Source organism: Leeuwenhoekiella nanhaiensis, from assembly GCF_002744755.1.
GTDB lineage: Bacteria > Bacteroidota > Bacteroidia > Flavobacteriales > Flavobacteriaceae > Leeuwenhoekiella > Leeuwenhoekiella nanhaiensis.
In genome coordinates this window covers 447452-465288 of record NZ_KZ319288.1, presented here as the reverse complement: position 1 = coordinate 465288, position 17837 = coordinate 447452, and the positions used below count along the sequence as shown (strand labels likewise).

16 protein-coding genes are annotated in these 17837 nt (G+C 43.2%); 14 read left to right on the top strand and 2 right to left on the bottom strand.

Going from position 1 to position 17837, the window contains the following annotated elements; translation table 11 throughout:
* Window positions 1-179 precede the first annotated feature (179 nt).
* From CJ305_RS05780 to CJ305_RS05770, 3 genes are all read left to right on the top strand, one after another.
* Window positions 180-359 carry a hypothetical protein gene (locus CJ305_RS05780; protein ID WP_099645292.1) on the top strand — a complete coding sequence of 60 codons (180 nt, stop codon included), beginning with the start codon at window positions 180-182 and terminating at the stop codon, window positions 357-359.
* Between the two features lie 27 nt (window positions 360-386).
* Window positions 387-920 carry an NADAR family protein gene (locus CJ305_RS05775; protein ID WP_099645291.1) on the top strand — a complete coding sequence of 178 codons (534 nt, stop codon included), beginning with the start codon at window positions 387-389 and terminating at the stop codon, window positions 918-920.
* A 106-nt stretch (window positions 921-1026) separates the two neighbouring features.
* Window positions 1027-1680, top strand: coding sequence for a hypothetical protein (locus tag CJ305_RS05770; RefSeq protein ID WP_143469352.1), 654 nt, complete (start codon window positions 1027-1029; stop codon window positions 1678-1680).
* A gap of 47 nt (window positions 1681-1727) precedes the next feature.
* Here CJ305_RS05770 and CJ305_RS05765 read toward each other — a convergent pair whose 3' ends face one another.
* Entirely contained in the window at window positions 1728-2135 is a 408-nt protein-coding gene (locus CJ305_RS05765) for a glyoxalase (RefSeq protein WP_099645289.1), read from the bottom strand.
* Between the two features lie 217 nt (window positions 2136-2352).
* Here CJ305_RS05765 and CJ305_RS05760 point away from each other — a divergent pair, with 217 nt between their 5' ends.
* Both CJ305_RS05760 and CJ305_RS05750 read left to right on the top strand, forming a co-directional pair.
* The gene (locus CJ305_RS05760; protein ID WP_099645288.1) at window positions 2353-3705 is read left to right on the top strand and encodes an NAD-dependent succinate-semialdehyde dehydrogenase; all 1353 of its coding nucleotides are present in this window, start codon (window positions 2353-2355) and stop codon (window positions 3703-3705) included.
* Window positions 3706-3917: 212 nt separating this feature from the next.
* Window positions 3918-4391: a GNAT family N-acetyltransferase gene (locus CJ305_RS05750; RefSeq protein ID WP_099645287.1), complete on the top strand. Its 474-nt coding sequence runs from the start codon at window positions 3918-3920 to the stop codon at window positions 4389-4391.
* Between the two features lie 145 nt (window positions 4392-4536).
* On the opposite strand, the gene CJ305_RS05745 is transcribed toward CJ305_RS05750, so the two are convergent.
* Window positions 4537-5523: an aldo/keto reductase gene (locus CJ305_RS05745; RefSeq protein WP_099645286.1), complete on the bottom strand. Its 987-nt coding sequence runs from the start codon at window positions 5521-5523 to the stop codon at window positions 4537-4539.
* Between the two features lie 461 nt (window positions 5524-5984).
* On the opposite strand from CJ305_RS05745, the gene ilvD reads away from it, so the two are divergent.
* The 9 genes from ilvD (at window position 5985) to argC (ending at window position 17769) form a co-directional block, all read left to right on the top strand.
* Entirely contained in the window at window positions 5985-7667 is a 1683-nt protein-coding gene (gene ilvD / locus CJ305_RS05735) for a dihydroxy-acid dehydratase (RefSeq protein ID WP_099645284.1), read from the top strand.
* Between the two features lie 7 nt (window positions 7668-7674).
* Entirely contained in the window at window positions 7675-9408 is a 1734-nt protein-coding gene (gene ilvB, locus CJ305_RS05730; RefSeq protein ID WP_099645283.1) for a biosynthetic-type acetolactate synthase large subunit, read from the top strand.
* Window positions 9409-9410: 2 nt separating this feature from the next.
* Window positions 9411-9938 carry an acetolactate synthase small subunit gene (ilvN, locus tag CJ305_RS05725; RefSeq protein WP_099645282.1) on the top strand — a complete coding sequence of 176 codons (528 nt, stop codon included), beginning with the start codon at window positions 9411-9413 and terminating at the stop codon, window positions 9936-9938.
* 57 nt (window positions 9939-9995) lie between these two features.
* Window positions 9996-11492, top strand: a complete 1497-nt coding sequence (gene ilvC / locus CJ305_RS05720; protein WP_099645281.1) for a ketol-acid reductoisomerase — start codon at window positions 9996-9998, stop codon at window positions 11490-11492.
* A gap of 78 nt (window positions 11493-11570) precedes the next feature.
* Window positions 11571-12836, top strand: a complete 1266-nt coding sequence (gene ilvA, locus CJ305_RS05715; RefSeq protein ID WP_099645280.1) for a threonine ammonia-lyase IlvA — start codon at window positions 11571-11573, stop codon at window positions 12834-12836.
* Window positions 12837-12862: 26 nt separating this feature from the next.
* On the top strand, window positions 12863-14458 hold the full coding sequence (locus tag CJ305_RS05710; RefSeq protein WP_099645279.1) for an NADP-dependent glyceraldehyde-3-phosphate dehydrogenase: 1596 nt from the start codon (window positions 12863-12865) through the stop codon (window positions 14456-14458).
* A gap of 388 nt (window positions 14459-14846) precedes the next feature.
* A complete protein-coding gene (locus tag CJ305_RS05705) occupies window positions 14847-15503 on the top strand; it encodes a GNAT family N-acetyltransferase (protein WP_099645278.1) in 657 nt (218 codons plus the stop codon).
* Between the two features lie 83 nt (window positions 15504-15586).
* Entirely contained in the window at window positions 15587-16795 is a 1209-nt protein-coding gene (gene argG, locus CJ305_RS05700) for an argininosuccinate synthase (RefSeq protein WP_099645472.1), read from the top strand.
* A complete protein-coding gene (argC, locus tag CJ305_RS05695) occupies window positions 16792-17769 on the top strand; it encodes an N-acetyl-gamma-glutamyl-phosphate reductase (RefSeq protein ID WP_099645277.1) in 978 nt (325 codons plus the stop codon). Before argG ends, argC begins: the two co-directional genes overlap by 4 nt.
* Window positions 17770-17837 lie beyond the last annotated feature (68 nt).

Genomic DNA, 17837 nt, shown 5'->3' with positions numbered 1-17837 from the left:
TTAATCGTTTAAAGGTTGAATCATGAATTTTTTTTCTACCTGTTCCCGATTATCGATTCTTATTTTGAGTAATAATTTTAAAGGGAAAATAAAAGTTATTTGAGATTACTTCATCATCTGGAGTACTAATTTCCGGAAAAGTCCTAGATTATAGGTAATAGAAAAATAAATAGCGAGATATGGAACCAAAGCAAAAATGGTACAACCGATATATTGTAGGATACTTATTAATATTAATTCCGCCGCTTGGACTTTATGGGGTCTATAAAAGTGAAACGATTCCGGTTAAATGGAAAAAAGTAACCTTCGGAGCTTTTGCACTTGCATTGTTTGGGGGGATTTTAATTCATTCGATATAACTATTTAGTGATTCAGTTTTTTGAGTAATGAATAACGCCCAACTTATCAAACGTTTTGATTCTGGTGAGAATCTCAAATTTCTCTTTTTCTGGAGACATCAGAAATCCGATTCGGTCACCAAATCATGTTTTAGTCAGTGGTATGAGGTTTCTTTCGAGATCGAGGATGTAACCTATCATAATGCAGAGCAGTTTATGATGGCGCAGAAGGCGTTATTGTTTAAGGACCACGACATCTATAACCAAATTATTTCCAGCTCTAAACCGGGTAAAGTAAAAGAACTAGGCCGGCAGGTGCGTAATTTTGACCAGCAGGCCTGGGAAGAGAATCGCCTTGATATAGTGGTAAAGGGTAATTACCATAAGTTTTCTCAAAACAAAGAGCTCTCAACTTTTTTGATAAATACGAAAGACCGCATTTTAGTAGAAGCCAGTCCGGTTGATACCATTTGGGGTATTGGTTTAGCTCAGGATGATGAACGGGCTTTGAACCCAAATCTTTGGAAAGGTCAAAATTTATTGGGTTATGCGTTGATGGAGGTACGGGATCAGCTTAAGTAAATCAATTGCACCGATACCCTATATTTTAGGCATTTTAGTAACAACTTTAAAGTTGCCAATTTTCATGTTTTTTAAGAAAAGGAGGTTTATCGCAAATGTTCGAGAATTGGAAAAATCGCTTGTAACCATTTTGGGTGAGCAGTTTCCACTTCTTTTAGAAAATCAAAAAAACGGGGAGCTTTCTGCAGCTTATTATTTCAATCATCAGGAAAAATTTATTCAGCTTTTGCGCAAAAAAGCTACTAGAAGTAGTCTTGACTTTGTTGAAAATAAGGCACTTCAAAATTTTAAAATTTCAGGCTTGCAGATTTATAATGTAAAAACTAATAGTCTTCTAAAAGTGAAACTTGTCGTTTTTAAAAACCTAATAAGCAAAATTTACCTGGATATTGATAACAACCCCTTAAAAGTGCTTGATTTAAAAAACATAAATGTTGATCATTTAAATGTGAAGTTTTTTGAGGGCGATAATAATCTAACAGAGAAAACGTTACGAAGAATTTTAAAAGATTTGAACAACAAAAAAATAGACTTATTAGACCTTGGTAACACTTTTGATATAGAATTTAAGGAGAAGATACTCTATGTTATTTTAGATATGCAAGACGGAAATTATATAACTATTGACGACAATCGTGCAGTTTACCGAATTATTCATGATCATACTGAGCCGGTGAAGCAAATATATCCTGACATCGGTTTGTTTCTCAATTCCTATTCGGGTAATAAAAATGACTTAAAAGGATACTTTGACTACTAGCGGTTGTACTTTCTTCAAAAGCTTATAGTTGAAAACCCCAAACCGCCTTACACCGCCAGCTCTCGTTCCAACAACTGAATATTACTCTGAATACGCTCCTTTACCAGATTCATCATACGTTTGTTAAGCGCAGAGGAGTTTTGAATATACCTGCGGTATTCCTCAACCGTGAACTGGCCAATCACCATTCCTTTTAAACTGTTTCTAAACTTGATGTCTTTCTGAATCGCATTTTCGATGTAATTCATACGGCGCTCAATGGTCAGGTTGTAAAACACATTTTTATGCTTGGCGATGTAGTTGCGAAAAGCTTCCAGAAGCAGGTCGTTTTGCAATTTAACCACCGGTCTGAGTGTACCGTTTTGAAATTGCTCGTCAGCGCTCATCGAGTCGTTTACCTGAGCCGATGGAATTGAAGGTCTTAAAGCAAGTAACTGGGTATCCCGGGTTTCCATAAAGTGAAGTTTTCTAAAATTACAATTATATCAAACGCTTCAAGTACGATGCCAAAAGAGTTGTAAACGACTTATAAACAAACTAACCTTCTTGACATTCAATCTCCTTCCCTTTGAAGTGTAGGCCGGGATGGGATGTTCCGTTAAAGTGCTCTTAATCCGCCCCCGGCTTTAGCCTGCGGTTGCTAACTTTAAGGAAAATATTCGCATAAACACTATGATTCAGTCTATAAATCCATACAATCATGAGGTTGTATTTGAAACCAAAGAATTCACCAAAAAACAAACCAGCGATGCTATCGATGCCGCCCACGAGCGGTTCTTATCCTGGCGGAAGACATCGTTTTCTGAGCGCAGTAAATTGATGCAGGCTGCGGCAGACGAACTCAAAAAGAACAAACAGGAATATGCTGAAACCATGACCCTCGAGATGGGAAAACCCATCAGCCAGTCAATCGCCGAGATTGAGAAATGCGCCTGGGTTTGTGAATACTATGCCGAGCACGCTGAAAGTCACCTGGCAGACAAGACCATTAAAACGGATGCTTCAGAAAGCTATGTAAGTTATGCGCCCATAGGTGTTGTGCTTGCCGTAATGCCCTGGAATTATCCATTTTGGCAGGTCTTCCGCTTTGCAGCTCCGGCTCTTATGGCAGGCAATATTGGGGTGCTGAAACACGCCAGTAATGTGATGCGCAGTGCAGATAATATTCAAAAGGTCTTTGAGCGGGCGGGCTTCCCCAAAGGTTGTTTTACGCATATGCCCTTAAGCAGTTCGAAGATTGAAGACGTGATCAAAAATCCCAAGATTAAAGCGATTACCCTTACCGGAAGTAAACCGGCCGGTAGCGCTGTTGCGGCAACTGCCGGAAGCGAAATTAAGAAGTCGGTTCTTGAGCTTGGCGGTAGTAATGCCCTGGTGGTTTTTGAGGATTGTGATCTGGACGAAACCCTGAAAACCACGGTACAGGCGCGTTTCCAGAATACGGGACAAAGCTGTATCGCCGGTAAGCGCTTGATTGTACACGAGAATATTGCCGAAGCATTTACCGAAAAATACGTCAAAGCCGTACGCGAACTCAAAAGCGGCGATCCAATGGCCGAAGATACCTTTATCGGGGTGATGGCGCGACCCGATCTCGCCGAAGAACTTGAAGAACAACTGCAGGCCAGCGTTAAAGCCGGAGCTAAAATACTCATTGGTGGGAAACGGGATAAAGCCTATTTTGAGCCTACCGTAGTTACCGATGTCACACCTGAAATGTCTTTGTTTAAAGAGGAAACCTTTGGTCCGGTTATAGGCATCACCACTTTTAAAACCGAAGAAGAAGCGGTAGACCTTGTCAATCAATCCGCTTTTGGTCTGGGTGTTTCCATTTTTACGGAAGATAAGAAACGCGCTAAAAAACTCGTTCCTCAGTTTGAAGACGGGGCCGTATTTGTAAACGAACTCGTGAAAAGTGATCCGCGTTTACCTTTTGGCGGCACCAAGATTTCCGGCTATGGCCGTGAACTCTCCGCAGACGGAATACAGGAGTTTGTCAATAAGAAAACGGTTTATTTTAAATAAAGAATAAAGAATAAAGAATAAAGAATAAAGAATAAAGAATAAAGAATAAAGAATAAAGAATAAGGAATAAGGAATAAGGAATAAGGAATAAGGAATAAGGAATAAGGAATAAGGAATAAGGAATTCATTTCTTACGATTCAACGATTCCACCTTTTAACTCTTCTCTAAAAAGTATATCTTTTAATCATTAAACACCCTAAACCTGAAAAGCATGCCCGATATCAACATTCGCCGCGTAAAAAAAAGTGACACCGATTTCATCCTGAATTTATTGCCAAGCCTGGCAGACCCTGAGCTGCCGCATTGGCGCGATCCCGATGTGATGCTTGATATTGATCAGCGTATTTTAAAATCGGAGATTCACGACGGGAGTGAAGACAATGCCATTTTTATTGCTGAAGATGTTGAAACCAAACAGCAACTCGGTTTTATCTTTCTGGAAATAGGCACCGACTATTACCATCGCGAGCCCCACGGTCATATCGCAGACATCATCGTTTCGCCTGACGCCCGTGGTCGTGGAATTGGTAAAATGCTAATGGCAAAAGCCGAAGAATGGACCAAAGACTGCGGTTACAAACTGCTTACGCTTAACGTCTTTGATGACAACAAAAAAGCCCGAAAACTCTACAAGTCTCTGGGCTTTTCTCCTGATTTAACCAAATATGGGAAAATCCTGGAGTAAAAAATCGGAAATACGAAATTAGAAATACGGAGTTGTTTTGAGAATTGAGAACAATAAACAATGCATTTATTTGTCCACCTTCCAACTATTCAAACTTCAGCTTTAAACCTAATAACAATAAAAATAGAAATAATAATATTTGAATTTACCACCTCTGATGCACATCAGCTTTGATATACTCTTTATAAATCGCATTCATCTTTTTGATTTGCACCTGAGTCAATTTTTTTCGGTCGAGAGCAGAAAGGTTAGACATCAAATGCGCTTCTTTGGAGGCACCGGGGATGATGGTGCTTACTTCCGGATATTGTAAAATCCATTGCAATGCGACAGGAGCGAGATTGTCAGTATCGGGAAAAAGTTGTTTCAATTCATTCACCGCTTCGATGCCTTTTTCATAGTCAACACCTGAAAAGGTTTCGCCTTTATCAAAAGCTTCGCCATCCCGGTTGAAATTACGGTGGTCTTCCGCATCAAAGGAAGTGTTTTTATCAAACTTTCCGGTAAGGAGACCGCTGGCGAGAGGCACCCGCACAATCACACCTACATTATTTTTTTCCGCCTCGCAAAAAAATAACTCAGCCGGACGCTGTCTAAACAGGTTAAAGATGATTTGTACGGTGGTGACGTTGTCGTATTGCATCGCTTTGATACCTTCTTCTACTTTCTCAACGCTAACGCCCAGGTTTGCAATTTTTCCCTCTTTTTTCAAATCGTCAAAAAGTCCGAAAATCTCCGGTCTGTAATAGGTGTCGGTAGGAGGGCAGTGCAGTTGTATGAGATCGAGACGTTCCAGCCCCGTATTTTTAAGGCTGTCTTCCACAAATTTGCGTAGCGCTTTTGGCGTATAGCCTGCATCCAAGTGCGGATTGATCTGCCGCCCGCACTTGGTTGCCACATAAACGTTTTCTTTTCTGCTGCGAACCACACGGCCTACAGCTGCTTCGCTCATTCCGTTTTCATATACATCTGCCGTGTCAATAAAATTCACTCCGCTATCGATTGCACTATGGATTATTTTTTCAGCGTGAGCGTCGTCAAAACCCGAGCCCCATTTGCCGCCAACCTGCCACGTACCCAATGATAGTTCAGAAATTTTAAGGTTGGTTTTGCCTAAAGTGCGATAGTTCATAAAAATGTGTTTTAAAATTTGCATTAAAATTACGAAACCACTTCAGTTCTGCTAACAGAATCCTCTTAAAGCGGTCTTAAAATAGTGGATTTTGAAAAATTGCCGCAATCCGGCTCTTTTTCAGCTTTTGCTAAGGCTAACCGCCAATTAATAAATAGTTTTACAGGGTATGAAAAAACAAGTGGTAATCATCCGTTCTATTCGTGTCATCAGGCAAGCTTGATGCGGAACGGTATACAATAACTCAAAACCTTCCGCTGGCCGGGAGGTTTTTTTTTGACCGCTTTTTTTCAAACCAAAACAAGCTTTTTTGCAGTATTGAACGTAGTAGTATTTTACATTCAAATATCTGCAAATCAGTATTTTATTTAGTTTTTGAGATTTTTTGGTATATCCAAAGGTTTTTAAGACTAAATCGGTAAACATGAATGAATAACTAATTTAGACTTAGAATTATACTAATGGAATTGAACAAATACAGTAAAACTGTCACTCAGGATCCCACATTGCCGGCAGCACAGGCAATGCTACACGCAATCGGTCTGACCGATGAAGATTTGAAGAAACCTTTTATAGGCATTGCAAGTACGGGTTACGAAGGTAACCCCTGTAATATGCACCTCAATGATTTGGCTACTTACGTCAAAAAAGGCGCTGAGCAGGCCGATATGGTGGGTTTAATTTTTAATACCATTGGCGTAAGCGACGGGATCTCTAACGGAACTCCGGGAATGCGTTTTTCGCTGCCTTCGCGCGACATCATTGCAGACTCTATTGAGACCGTGATGCAGGCGATGAGCTATGACGGTCTGGTGACTGTGGTGGGTTGCGACAAGAATATGCCGGGTGCCCTGATGGCGCAGTTGCGATTAAACCGTCCGTCGATATTGGTGTACGGTGGTACCATCGCTTCCGGTTGTCATAATGGGAAAAAACTCGATATCATTTCTGCTTTTGAAGCCTATGGTCAGAAAGTAGCCGGAACCATCGACGAGAACGAATATAAAGAAGTGGTACACAAAGCCTGCCCCGGTGCGGGTGCTTGTGGCGGGATGTACACGGCAAACACGATGGCTTCAGCGATTGAAGCTTTAGGTATGTCGCTTCCGTTTAACTCTTCAAACCCTGCGGTTACAGATAGTAATATTAAAGAGCAGGAATGTGTAAAAGCTGGTGAGGCGCTTAAACTGCTTTTAGAAAAAGATATTAAACCTTCAGATATCGTTACCCGTAAATCGCTTGAAAATGCGTTTAGACTGGTAACTGTTTTGGGAGGTTCTACAAACGCGGTGCTTCACTTTTTGGCAATAGCCAAAGCAGCACAGGTTGAATTTACGCTGAAAGATTTCCAGAAAATCAGCGATAACACCCCGCTTTTGGCTGACTTAAAGCCTAGCGGAAGATACTCGATGGAAGATTTACATGGAGTAGGCGGAATTCCCGGTGTATTGAAGTATATGCTGGACAATGATATGCTGCACGGCGACTGTCTTACCGTAACCGGAAAGACTTTGGCTGAAAACCTGAAAGATGTTCCCAATCTGATCGACGGTCAGGACATCGTACGCACTTTAGACAAGCCAATAAAAGATTGCGGTCACATCCGTATTCTTTTTGGTAACCTCGCTACTGAAGGTGCTGTTGCTAAAATCACTGGAAAAGAAGGTCTGGAGTTTAGAGGGACTGCCAATGTTTTTGACAGTGAAGCAGCGGTGAATGAAGGCATCAAAAACGGGAAGGTTAAAAAAGGTGATGTGGTGATCATTCGCTACGAAGGGCCAAAAGGCGGACCCGGTATGCCCGAAATGCTGAAGCCTACTTCTTCCATTATGGGAGCCGGTTTAGGTAAAGACGTGGCGTTGATTACCGATGGTCGTTTCTCCGGTGGTTCTCACGGTTTTGTGGTGGGGCACGTATCTCCCGAAGCTCAGGTAGGCGGTAACATCGCACTGGTTGAGAATGGTGATATTATTGCCATCGACGCAGTTAAGAATACAATCAATATTGAAATTTCTGACGAAGAGTTAGAAAAAAGAAGATCAAAATGGACAGCTCCAAAACTTAGATTTGAGCGCGGGGCACTTTATAAATATGCTAAAACGGTCTCGTCAGCTTCTAAAGGTTGTGTGACAGACGAAATGTAGAAGGCTTATGGATACACAAACAATTAAATTGCAGGACACAGCTGTAGAAGCTACACAGCGCATCACTGGTAAAGAGGCGATTATCAAGTGTCTGCTTGCAGAAGGCGTTGATACCCTTTACGGTTACCCGGGAGGGGCAATTATGCCGGTTTATGACGAGTTGTACAAATACCAGGATCAGTTGCATCACGTGCTTACCCGCCACGAGCAGGGAGCTACTCACGCAGCTCAGGGTTATGCACGCGTAAGCGGTAAAGTAGGGGTGGCGATCGCGACTTCAGGTCCCGGTGCGACCAACCTGATTACCGGTATTGCCGATGCACAAATAGACTCTACACCTATGGTATGTATTACCGGGCAGGTAGCTTCGCACTTGTTAGGAAGTGATGCCTTTCAGGAAACCGATATCATCGGTATTTCTACTCCGGTAACTAAATGGAATTACCAGATAACCAAAGCTTCTGAAATTCCTGAAGTGATGGCCAAGGCGTTTTACATCGCGCGTAGCGGTCGTCCCGGTCCGGTTCTTATTGACATCACCAAAGATGCACAGTTTGAGGAGTTTGATTTCGCTTATAAAAAATGTACTGCAGTACGCAGCTACAAACCGGTTCCCAAGTTGAATCCGGAGTCGGTACAGGCTGCCGCAGCTATGATTAACGCAGCAAAAAGACCTATGATCGTTTGGGGTCAGGGTGTGATTTTAGGCAAAGCCGAAGAAGAGTTTAAGGCAGTTGTTGAGAAATCAGGAATTCCTGCCGCATGGACCATCCTTGGTGTTTCTGCAATCCCAACCGAGCATCCGCTTAACGTGGGTATGGTGGGCATGCACGGAAACTATGGGCCTAATATGCTGACCAATGAATGCGATGTGTTGATCGCAATCGGGATGCGTTTTGATGACCGGGTGACCGGGAATCTCGCGACCTATGCGAAGCAGGCTAAAGTGATACACTTTGAGATCGACCCTGCTGAGGTAAATAAAAACGTAAATGCAGATATCGCTGTTCTTGGCGATAGTAAAGAAACCCTTGCTGCATTACTCCCTTTATTGGAGCAAAAAGAATATCCGGAGTGGCACAACCGCTTTAAGGAAATGTATAAGATTGAATACGATAAAATCATCAAAAACGATTTGAAACCAGAAAAAGAAGGTCTTACCATGGGTGAGGTGCTTGAGGGTATCAATACGGTTTCAAAAGGTGAGGCGGTTATCGTTTCAGACGTGGGTCAGCATCAAATGATCGCCTGTCGTTATGCCAAATTCAACAAGTCTAAAAGTAACGTGACCTCAGGAGGTTTGGGTACTATGGGCTTTGCGCTTCCGGCAGCTATAGGTGCAAAAATGGGAGCTCCAGAGCGTCCTGTGGTTGCAATCATAGGGGATGGCGGTTACCAGATGACCATTCAGGAATTGGGAACTATTTTCCAGACTAAAGTTCCGGTAAAAATTGTGGTGTTAAACAACGATTTCTTAGGGATGGTGCGCCAGTGGCAACAGTTGTTCTTTGATCGTCGTTATGCTTCCACAGAGTTGATCAACCCTGATTTTGTGGCTATTGCAAAAGGGTACTACATTGATGCCCAGCGCGTGACCAAACGTGAGGAACTTACCGGAGCTATTGAAGAGATGATAGCTGCAGAAGGGCCGTATTTCCTTGAGGTTAAAGTAGAAAAAGAAGATAACGTATTCCCGATGATCCCAACAGGAGCATCCGTTTCAGACATAAGATTAGAATAGCGATGAGCGAGATAAAAACCTATACCGTATCTATTTATACCGAAAACAATATCGGTTTGCTAAACCGTATTTCGGCCATATTTCAGCGTAGAAAAATCAATATCGAAAGCCTTAACACTTCGATCTCTGAGATTGAAGGGGTGTCGCGCTTTACCATTGTGATCAACCTGACTGAAGAGCGCATGAAAAAAATCATCGGCCAGCTTGAAAAGCAGGTGGAAGTGATCAAAGCGTTTTACCATACTGATGAAGAGACGATTTTTCTGGAAACATGTCTGTTTAAAATCAAGTCAGACTTGCTTTTTGAAGAACGTCAGATTCAGAATATCATAAAAGAAAGCAATGCGCGCATTGTTACTGTAAACAAAGAGTTTTTTGTTTTGGAAAAAGCCGGGCGTCGTAGTGAGATCGAATTGCTGTACCGCGAGCTCAGTGCTTTCGGCATCATGCAGTTTGTGCGTAGCGGCCGCATTGCCGTGACTAAAGACGAAATGAAAATCTCTACGCTCTTAAAAGAATTTGCAGAGTAAATCAATTCCCTATCCAACAGAAATTAACGAATCATAATCAATAAAAACAGAATCAAAATGTCAAATTACTTTAACACCTTGTCTCTTAGAGAGCAATTGGCTCAGCTGGCGAAATGCCGTTTTATGGAGTCTGATGAATTCTCAAACGGGATCGAAGCATTACGCGATAAAAAAGTAGTTATCGTGGGTTGCGGTGCACAAGGTTTGAACCAGGGTTTAAATATGCGCGACAGCGGCCTGGATATTTCGTACGCATTGCGTGAAGGTGCCATTAATGAAAAACGCGCTTCCTACAAGAACGCGGTAGATAACGGATTTAATGTAGGTACTTACGACGAACTCATCCCAACTGCAGACCTGGTATGTAACCTTACACCAGACAAGCAGCACACTTCGGTAATCAACGCGATTATGCCTTTGATGAAAGAAGGAGCGACTTTGGCCTACAGCCACGGTTTTAACATCGTTGAGGAAGGCATGCAAATCCGTAAAGACCTTACCGTAATTATGTGTGCGCCTAAATGTCCCGGTTCTGAGGTTCGTGAGGAATACAAGCGTGGGTTTGGTGTACCAACCCTCATCGCGGTTCACCCGGAAAACGATCCGCAAGGAAAAGGTCTTGAGGAAGCTAAGGCTTATGCTGTAGCAACCGGAGGTAACCGCGCGGGTGTTTTAGAGTCTTCATTTGTTGCCGAAGTGAAAAGTGACCTGATGGGTGAGCAAACCATTCTTTGCGGAATGTTGCAAACCGGTTCGATCCTGTGCTTCAACAAAATGATTGAAAAAGGAATTGACAAAGGCTATGCTTCAAAATTGATTCAGTACGGTTGGGAAACCATCACCGAAGCTTTAAAGCACGGTGGTATTACCAATATGATGGACCGTCTGAACAATCCGTCTAAAATCAAAGCTTTTGAACTGGCTGAAGAAATTAAAGACATCACCCGTCCGCTGTTCCACAAGCATATGGACGACATCATCTCCGGTCATTTCTCAAAAACAATGATGGAAGACTGGGCTAATGATGATGCCAACCTATTAAAATGGCGTGCCGAAACCGGAGAGACTGCTTTTGAAAAAACTCCTGCCGGAAGTATGGAAATCAGCGAGCAGGAATACTTCGATCACGGGGTACTTATGGTTGCAATGGTTAAAGCCGGGGTTGAGCTTGCTTTTGAAACCATGACCGAAGCCGGTATCATCGAGGAGTCTGCGTACTACGAATCCTTGCACGAAACTCCGCTTATCGCAAACACCATCGCACGTAAGAAATTGTTTGAGATGAACCGTGTGATTTCAGACACTGCTGAATACGGATGTTACCTGTTTGATCATGCCTGTAAGCCTATGCTTACCGACTTTATGAAGAAAATAGATACTAACGTAATCGGTAAAGCTTACGCTACCGATAATGGCGTAGACAACAAAACCTTAATCGCTGTTAATGACGCTATCCGCTCACACACTGTAGAAGAAGTGGGTGCCTGGTTGCGTGAGTCTATGACTGCGATGAAGGAGATTAAGACCGTAGCCGCTGAAGAGGTTACTGCCTAATCAACCCAGAACTGAGTTTAACTGCCGGGCTTTGGTGAAAACCCTGAAGCCCGTGCAGTCAATCAAAATAAATGCATTTTGAGCGACTTAAAAACCACCTATTTCCCCAGTTTAGAAGACGTTAAAAAGGCTGCACAAACCCTTAAGGGTGTTGCAGCCTTAACGCCTTTATTACCCAGCCTGAGTTATTCTAAAAAACTCGGGGCAAACATCCTGCTCAAGCGTGAAGATTTGCAGCAGGTGCGATCCTACAAAATACGGGGTGCTTTCAATAAGATTAGTTCGTTAAGCGAAGAAGACCGCGCCAAAGGAATCGTTTGTGCCAGCGCCGGGAATCACGCTCAGGGCGTAGCTTTCGCCTGTGCGAAACTTAAAATAAACGGGACTATTTTTATGCCTGCGCCTACACCTAAGCAAAAGATTGAGCAGGTTGAGATGTTTGGTGGTGATTATGCCAAGATCGTGCTTACCGGTGACACTTTTGATGATGCGTATAAAGCCTCAAAAATTGAGTGTGATGCGTTGGGTAAGGTCTTTGTACATCCTTTTGATGACGAAAAAATCATCGAAGGGCAGGCTACCGTGGGACTGGAGATTATTGAGCAGGCTGCCGAAGAGATTGATTATGTTTTTGTTCCTGTGGGCGGAGGCGGATTGGCTTCCGGCCTGAGTACGGTTTTTAGCTTGTTATCGCCTAATACTAAAGTAATCGGGGTAGAGCCCGAAGGTGCGCCTTCGATGAGTACTTCGATCTTCAATAAAGAAAATACTACACTTTCGTTAATCGAAAAATTTGTAGACGGCGCAGCTGTACAACGCGTAGGGGATCGCAACTTTGCAATTTGTAAAGAAAACCTTCATAAAATGGTAACGGTGCCCGAAGGTAAAGTGTGCCAGACCATCTTAGATTTATACAATAAAGACGCGATAGTGGTAGAACCCGCTGGGGCGTTGACCCTTTCGGTTTTAGATCAGTTTGCTGACGAAATTAAAGGTAAAAATGTGGTGTGTATCGTAAGCGGAAGCAACAACGATATCACCCGTACCGCAGAGATCAAGGAGCGTGCGCTCTTATACCGCGGCCTAAAACATTATTTTATTATTCGCTTCCCGCAGCGCGCGGGCGCCTTGCGGGAGTTTTTGAATGAGATTTTAGGGCCTGAGGATGATATTACCTTTTTTGAATACAAGAAAAAGACCTCACGCGAAGATGGTCCTGCCGTCGTAGGTATTGAGATCAAAGACCGTGCAGACCTCGATCCTTTGATCGCGCGCATGAAAAAGCGCAACTTTTTTGGGGAATACTTAAATGATAAACCCGACTTGTTTGAATTTTTAATCTGATAGTTCGTTTGATAACCAACCTAACCATGAAACCATTAACTACAGAAATACCTGCACAGTTTAGCGTGCAGCCCATAGAACAAAAAGCCTATCTCATCAACGGAAAGCTGCTCAACTGGGAAGGGGAGACAGCAGATGTGTTTTCAAGTATTCATACCGAAGTTGACGGCGAGCGTAAACCTACCCGTCTGGGATCCATCCCAAGTCTTGGGGAGGCAGAGGCTGTCGCCGCAGTAGATGCAGCGCATCAGGCGTATGAACGCGGGCAGGGGCTTTGGCCAACCATGAAAGTCGCAGACCGCATCAGTTGTATGCAGACTTTTGTTACCAAAATGAAAGAAAAGCGCGAGCTGATCGTAAAACTGCTGATGTGGGAAATAGGTAAAAACCATCCTGATTCTCAAAAGGAGTTTGACCGTACGGTAGAATACATTCTCGATACTATCGAAGACTATAAGGATATGGATCGCGACAGTGCCAAATTCCACAAGGAAGCCGGTATTCACGCGCACATTCGCCGCGGGCCCTTGGGCGTGGTGCTGTGTTTAGGGCCTTATAATTATCCGCTAAACGAAACCTTTTGTTTGCTAATTCCGGCCCTGATTATGGGAAATACGGCGGTATTTAAACCTGCAAAACACGGGGTTTTGTTGATCACGCCGCTACTCGAAGCCTTCCAGGAAAGTTTTCCTCCGGGCGTTGTAAATATTTTATTTGGAAGAGGCAGGGCAGTAGCTACCCCCATCATGAAAACCGGAAAAGTAAATGTACTGGCTTTAATTGGTCACAGTTCGTCTGCAAACGCGCTACAGGCATTGCATCCCAAACAAAACCGACTGCGTTTGGTTTTAGGTTTGGAAGCTAAAAACCCGGCGATTATTCTTCCCGATGCTGATTTGGACCTTGCAGTGGCAGAGTGTATCGCGGGAACGCTTTCCTTTAACGGACAACGTTGTACGGCGCTTAAAGTTATTTATGTACATGAAAATATCGCGGAAACCTTCAACCGTAAGTTTGCACAGGCAGTAGATGCGTTGAAATTTGGTTTACCCTGGGAGGAGAGAGTAAGTCTTACTCCGCTTCCGGAGCCTTCAAAACCGGCTTATATTCAGGGATTGATTGACGATGCAAAAGCTAAAGGCGCTTCCATCTTAAATGAAAAAGGCGGTACGCATTCCGAGAATTTTATCTGGCCTGCGGTTTTATTTCCGGTAACCAAGGATATGGAAGTGTATACTGAAGAGCAGTTTGGTCCGGTAATCCCTGTGCTTACCTTTAAGCATATTGATGAACCGCTTGATGATATGGCAGAGTCTAATTACGGGCAGCAGGTGAGTCTGTTTGGTAAAGAGGTCAAAGCACTTGCGCCGCTTATAGATACGCTGGTGAACCTGGTATGTCGCGTAAATCTCAACAGCTCCTGTCAGCGTGGTCCCGATGTATATCCGTTTACCGGAAGAAAGGATTCTGCAGTAGGAACCCTGAGCGTTCACGATGCCTTGCGTTCGTTTTCGATACGCACCTTTGTGGCTTCAAAAGACAACGCCTATAACAATGCCATTTTAAATGAACTTTTAGATACTAAAAAATCAAATTTTGTGAGTACCGATTACTTATTGTAATTCGGTATTCCGGGAAGATTGATTAATAAATTAGCAGTGATTATTGAAATTTGGACGAAATTCTGAAGAAATCATAAAAAAGTAGATTTATGTGATATTTACCTTTAAAAAGGGAGTGTCATTTAAATCTACTTTGTATTTTAGCACAACAAATGAAGGGAATAACAATACATATGGAAGAATTTAAACAAGCCGTAAGTGCCTTGTTCCATTCTTTATATCCTGTTGCTAGAGAGACCCACAATTCTTTAGTATTTATCCCCGTACGTCGCCATGAGCGTCGCCGCCCCTAGTGGGTGCAGTTTTATTGGGAACTTAGGTGAGTCCGGTTCCGTCTTCAAATCAAATTTCATTTTCACTTTTTTTCTAACTTCCAATTCTAAAGAATATGGAAATTACCATTGCTAACAAATCCCATGCGGGATATGCACAATACATTTGCGACACGATCGCAGAATCTGCTAAAGTACGCGGTACCGGTATCGCCAAGCGCACTCCAGAATATGTAATTACCAAAATGGAAAACGGTAATGCGGTTATCGCTTTAGACGGCGACAAGTTTGCCGGTTTTTGCTACATCGAGGCCTGGGGACACGGTAAATTTGTAGCCAATAGCGGTCTTATCGTACATCCTGATTACCGGGGCAGCGGTCTTGCCCGGCAGATTAAAGAAGCCATTTTTAAACATTCGCGCACAAAATATCCCGATGCCAAAGTTTTTGGGATCACTACCGGTCTTGCAGTGATGAAAATCAATTCAGAACTGGGTTACAAACCGGTTACGTTCTCAGAGCTTACCGATGACCCTACCTTCTGGAAAGGCTGTCAAACCTGTCGTAATTACGACATTTTACAGCGAACCGAGCAGAAGATGTGTCTTTGCACCGGGATGCTTTACGATCCGGCCAAGGAGGAAAAGAAGAAAGCAGAAAATCCGGAAGAGCTTAAAAAAAAAGACAAAAAACTAAATCCGAAGGCTTTTACACGTCTCAAAAGCATCAAGGAACATCTCTTTTTGAGAAAAGAAAAAAAGGAACACCATTAACCCGGTTTTTACGCAACACGTTAAAAACCTCAAATTAATACGTTTTGGATTCAACAACGCATTCACAAACTACAGATACAAAAATACCGGCGGCAAACCCTGCCGGAGCAAAACTCGTACTGGCCTACAGCGGTGGTCTTGATACCAGTTATTGCGCCAAATACCTTTCTGCCGATAAAGGCTACGAAGTACACGCCGTGAGCATCAATACTGGAGGCTTTTCGCAGGAAGAAATTAACGAAATCGAATCAAAGGCTCTAAAAATCGGAGCTAAGACCTATAAAAATATTCAGGCGGTTGACCGCTTTTACGATAAGGTAGTGAAGTATTTGATTTATGGAAACATCCTTAAAAACAATACCTATCCGCTTTCGGTAAGTGCTGAGCGTATCATTCAGGCAGTTGAGATTATCAATTATGCCAAATCAATCGGTGCCAAATATGTGGCACACGGCAGTACCGGCGCGGGTAACGATCAGGTGCGTTTTGATATGATCTTTCAAACTTTGGCCCCCAAAATAGAAATCATCACCCCAATACGGGATTTACAGCTTTCGCGCGAAGCGGAAATAGAATACTTAAAAAGTCACGGCGTAGAAATGGCCTGGGAGAAAGCCAAGTATTCGGTAAATCGCGGACTTTGGGGAACCAGCGTTGGCGGTAGTGAAACCCTGACTTCACACAAGGGTCTGCCGGAATCGGCTTATCCTTCACAAGTTCAAAAAAGTGAAGCTGAGCAGGTGACTCTGACTTTTGAAAAAGGCGAACTCAAAGCCGTAAATGGCAAGACCAGCACTCCGGTAGAAAATATTGAAGCCCTTCAAAAACTTGCTGCTCCTTATGGAATTGGCCGCGATATTCACGTAGGCGATACCATTATCGGGATCAAAGGTCGGGTAGGTTTTGAAGCTGCTGCGCCCCTGATCATCATCAAAGCGCATCATTTGTTGGAGAAGCACACGCTTACCAAATGGCAAATGCAGCATAAAGACTATTTATCTAATTTCTACGGAATGCACCTGCACGAAGGGCAGTATCTCGATCCTGCAATGCGCAATATGGAAGCCTTTTTGACCGATAGCCAGAAAAATGTATCCGGTGAGGTGTACGTAACCCTGCAGCCGTATCGCTTTACGCTGGAAGGTATTCAGTCTAAGCACGATTTGATGAACGCTTCTTTTGGAGCCTACGGCGAAATGAACAAAGGCTGGACCGCCGAAGATGCCAAAGGCTTTATCAAAATCACCGGTAACCAGAATAAGATTTACAACCACGTAAACGGAAACTCATGATCAAAGCCGGAATAGTTGGAGGAGCCGGATACACTGCAGGAGAACTGCTGCGTATTTTGTTAAACCATCAGTATGTTGAATTGAGCTTTGTCTACAGCACCTCAAATGCAGGAAATCTGTTGAGTGACGTGCATCAGGATTTACTGGGAAGTACGCACCTGCGTTTTTCGGGAACTATTGATTTTGACGTGGATGTTGTTTTTTTATGCCTGGGTCACGGAAATTCGAAAGCTTTTTTAGAAGAAAACCTGTTTACCGAAAGCACCATCATCATTGATTTAAGCAATGATTTTCGCCTCAAACCCGATGCGGAGTTTCAGGGACGCGAGTTCGTTTACGGTCTCACCGAATTAAACCGCGATGCCATAAAGCAGGCCGGTTCTATCGCAAATCCGGGTTGTTTTGCAACGGCTATTCAGTTGGCTTTGCTTCCTTTGGCCGATGCCAAAAAAATAAAGTCAAACGTGCACATCAATGCGGTAACCGGTGCCACCGGGGCAGGAACTTCGCTTTCGGCAACTACGCATTATACCTGGCGTGATAACAACTTTTCGTATTATAAGCCTTTTACGCATCAGCATATGGGCGAAATCAACCAGACGGTAAAGCAGTTACAGGGAGCGTTTGATAACGAAATTTTCTTTTTGCCGAATCGCGGTAATTTTTCACGTGGGATTTTCGCAACGGCATACACCCCTTTTGAGGGCGATCTGGCTGAAGCGAAAAAGATCTACGAGGATTTTTATGCTGAAGCACCATTCACCTTTATTTCAGATTCTGAAGTACATATGAAACAGGTGGTGAATACAAACAAGTGTCTGATTCACCTGCACAAGCACGGCAATCAGTTGCTCATCACGAGCTGCATTGATAACCTGCTTAAAGGAGCATCAGGACAGGCGGTAGAAAATATGAATTTGATTTTTGGCCTTCCGCAAACCGAAGGCCTTAATTTAAAAGGGAGTTATTTTTAGGTCCCCAAACCCCCAAAAGGGGATTTTAATGAGAAATTATTCAAACTCCCCTCTCCTTCGAATAGGAG

Bases quoted from the DNA above. Each gene is read 5' to 3' on its own strand.
- CJ305_RS05780 (WP_099645292.1), top strand. From the start codon at position 180: ATGGAACCAAAGCAAAAATGGTACAACCGATATATTGTAGGATACTTA.
- CJ305_RS05775 (WP_099645291.1), top strand. From the start codon at position 387: ATGAATAACGCCCAACTTATCAAACGTTTTGATTCTGGTGAGAATCTC.
- CJ305_RS05765 (WP_099645289.1), bottom strand. From the start codon at position 2,135: ATGGAAACCCGGGATACCCAGTTACTTGCTTTAAGACCTTCAATTCCA.
- CJ305_RS05760 (WP_099645288.1), top strand. From the start codon at position 2,353: ATGATTCAGTCTATAAATCCATACAATCATGAGGTTGTATTTGAAACC.
- CJ305_RS05750 (WP_099645287.1), top strand. From the start codon at position 3,918: ATGCCCGATATCAACATTCGCCGCGTAAAAAAAAGTGACACCGATTTC.
- CJ305_RS05745 (WP_099645286.1), bottom strand. From the start codon at position 5,523: ATGAACTATCGCACTTTAGGCAAAACCAACCTTAAAATTTCTGAACTA.
- ilvD (WP_099645284.1), top strand. From the start codon at position 5,985: ATGGAATTGAACAAATACAGTAAAACTGTCACTCAGGATCCCACATTG.
- ilvB (WP_099645283.1), top strand. From the start codon at position 7,675: ATGGATACACAAACAATTAAATTGCAGGACACAGCTGTAGAAGCTACA.
- ilvN (WP_099645282.1), top strand. From the start codon at position 9,411: ATGAGCGAGATAAAAACCTATACCGTATCTATTTATACCGAAAACAAT.
- ilvC (WP_099645281.1), top strand. From the start codon at position 9,996: ATGTCAAATTACTTTAACACCTTGTCTCTTAGAGAGCAATTGGCTCAG.
- CJ305_RS05710 (WP_099645279.1), top strand. From the start codon at position 12,863: ATGAAACCATTAACTACAGAAATACCTGCACAGTTTAGCGTGCAGCCC.
- CJ305_RS05705 (WP_099645278.1), top strand. From the start codon at position 14,847: ATGGAAATTACCATTGCTAACAAATCCCATGCGGGATATGCACAATAC.
- argC (WP_099645277.1), top strand. From the start codon at position 16,792: ATGATCAAAGCCGGAATAGTTGGAGGAGCCGGATACACTGCAGGAGAA.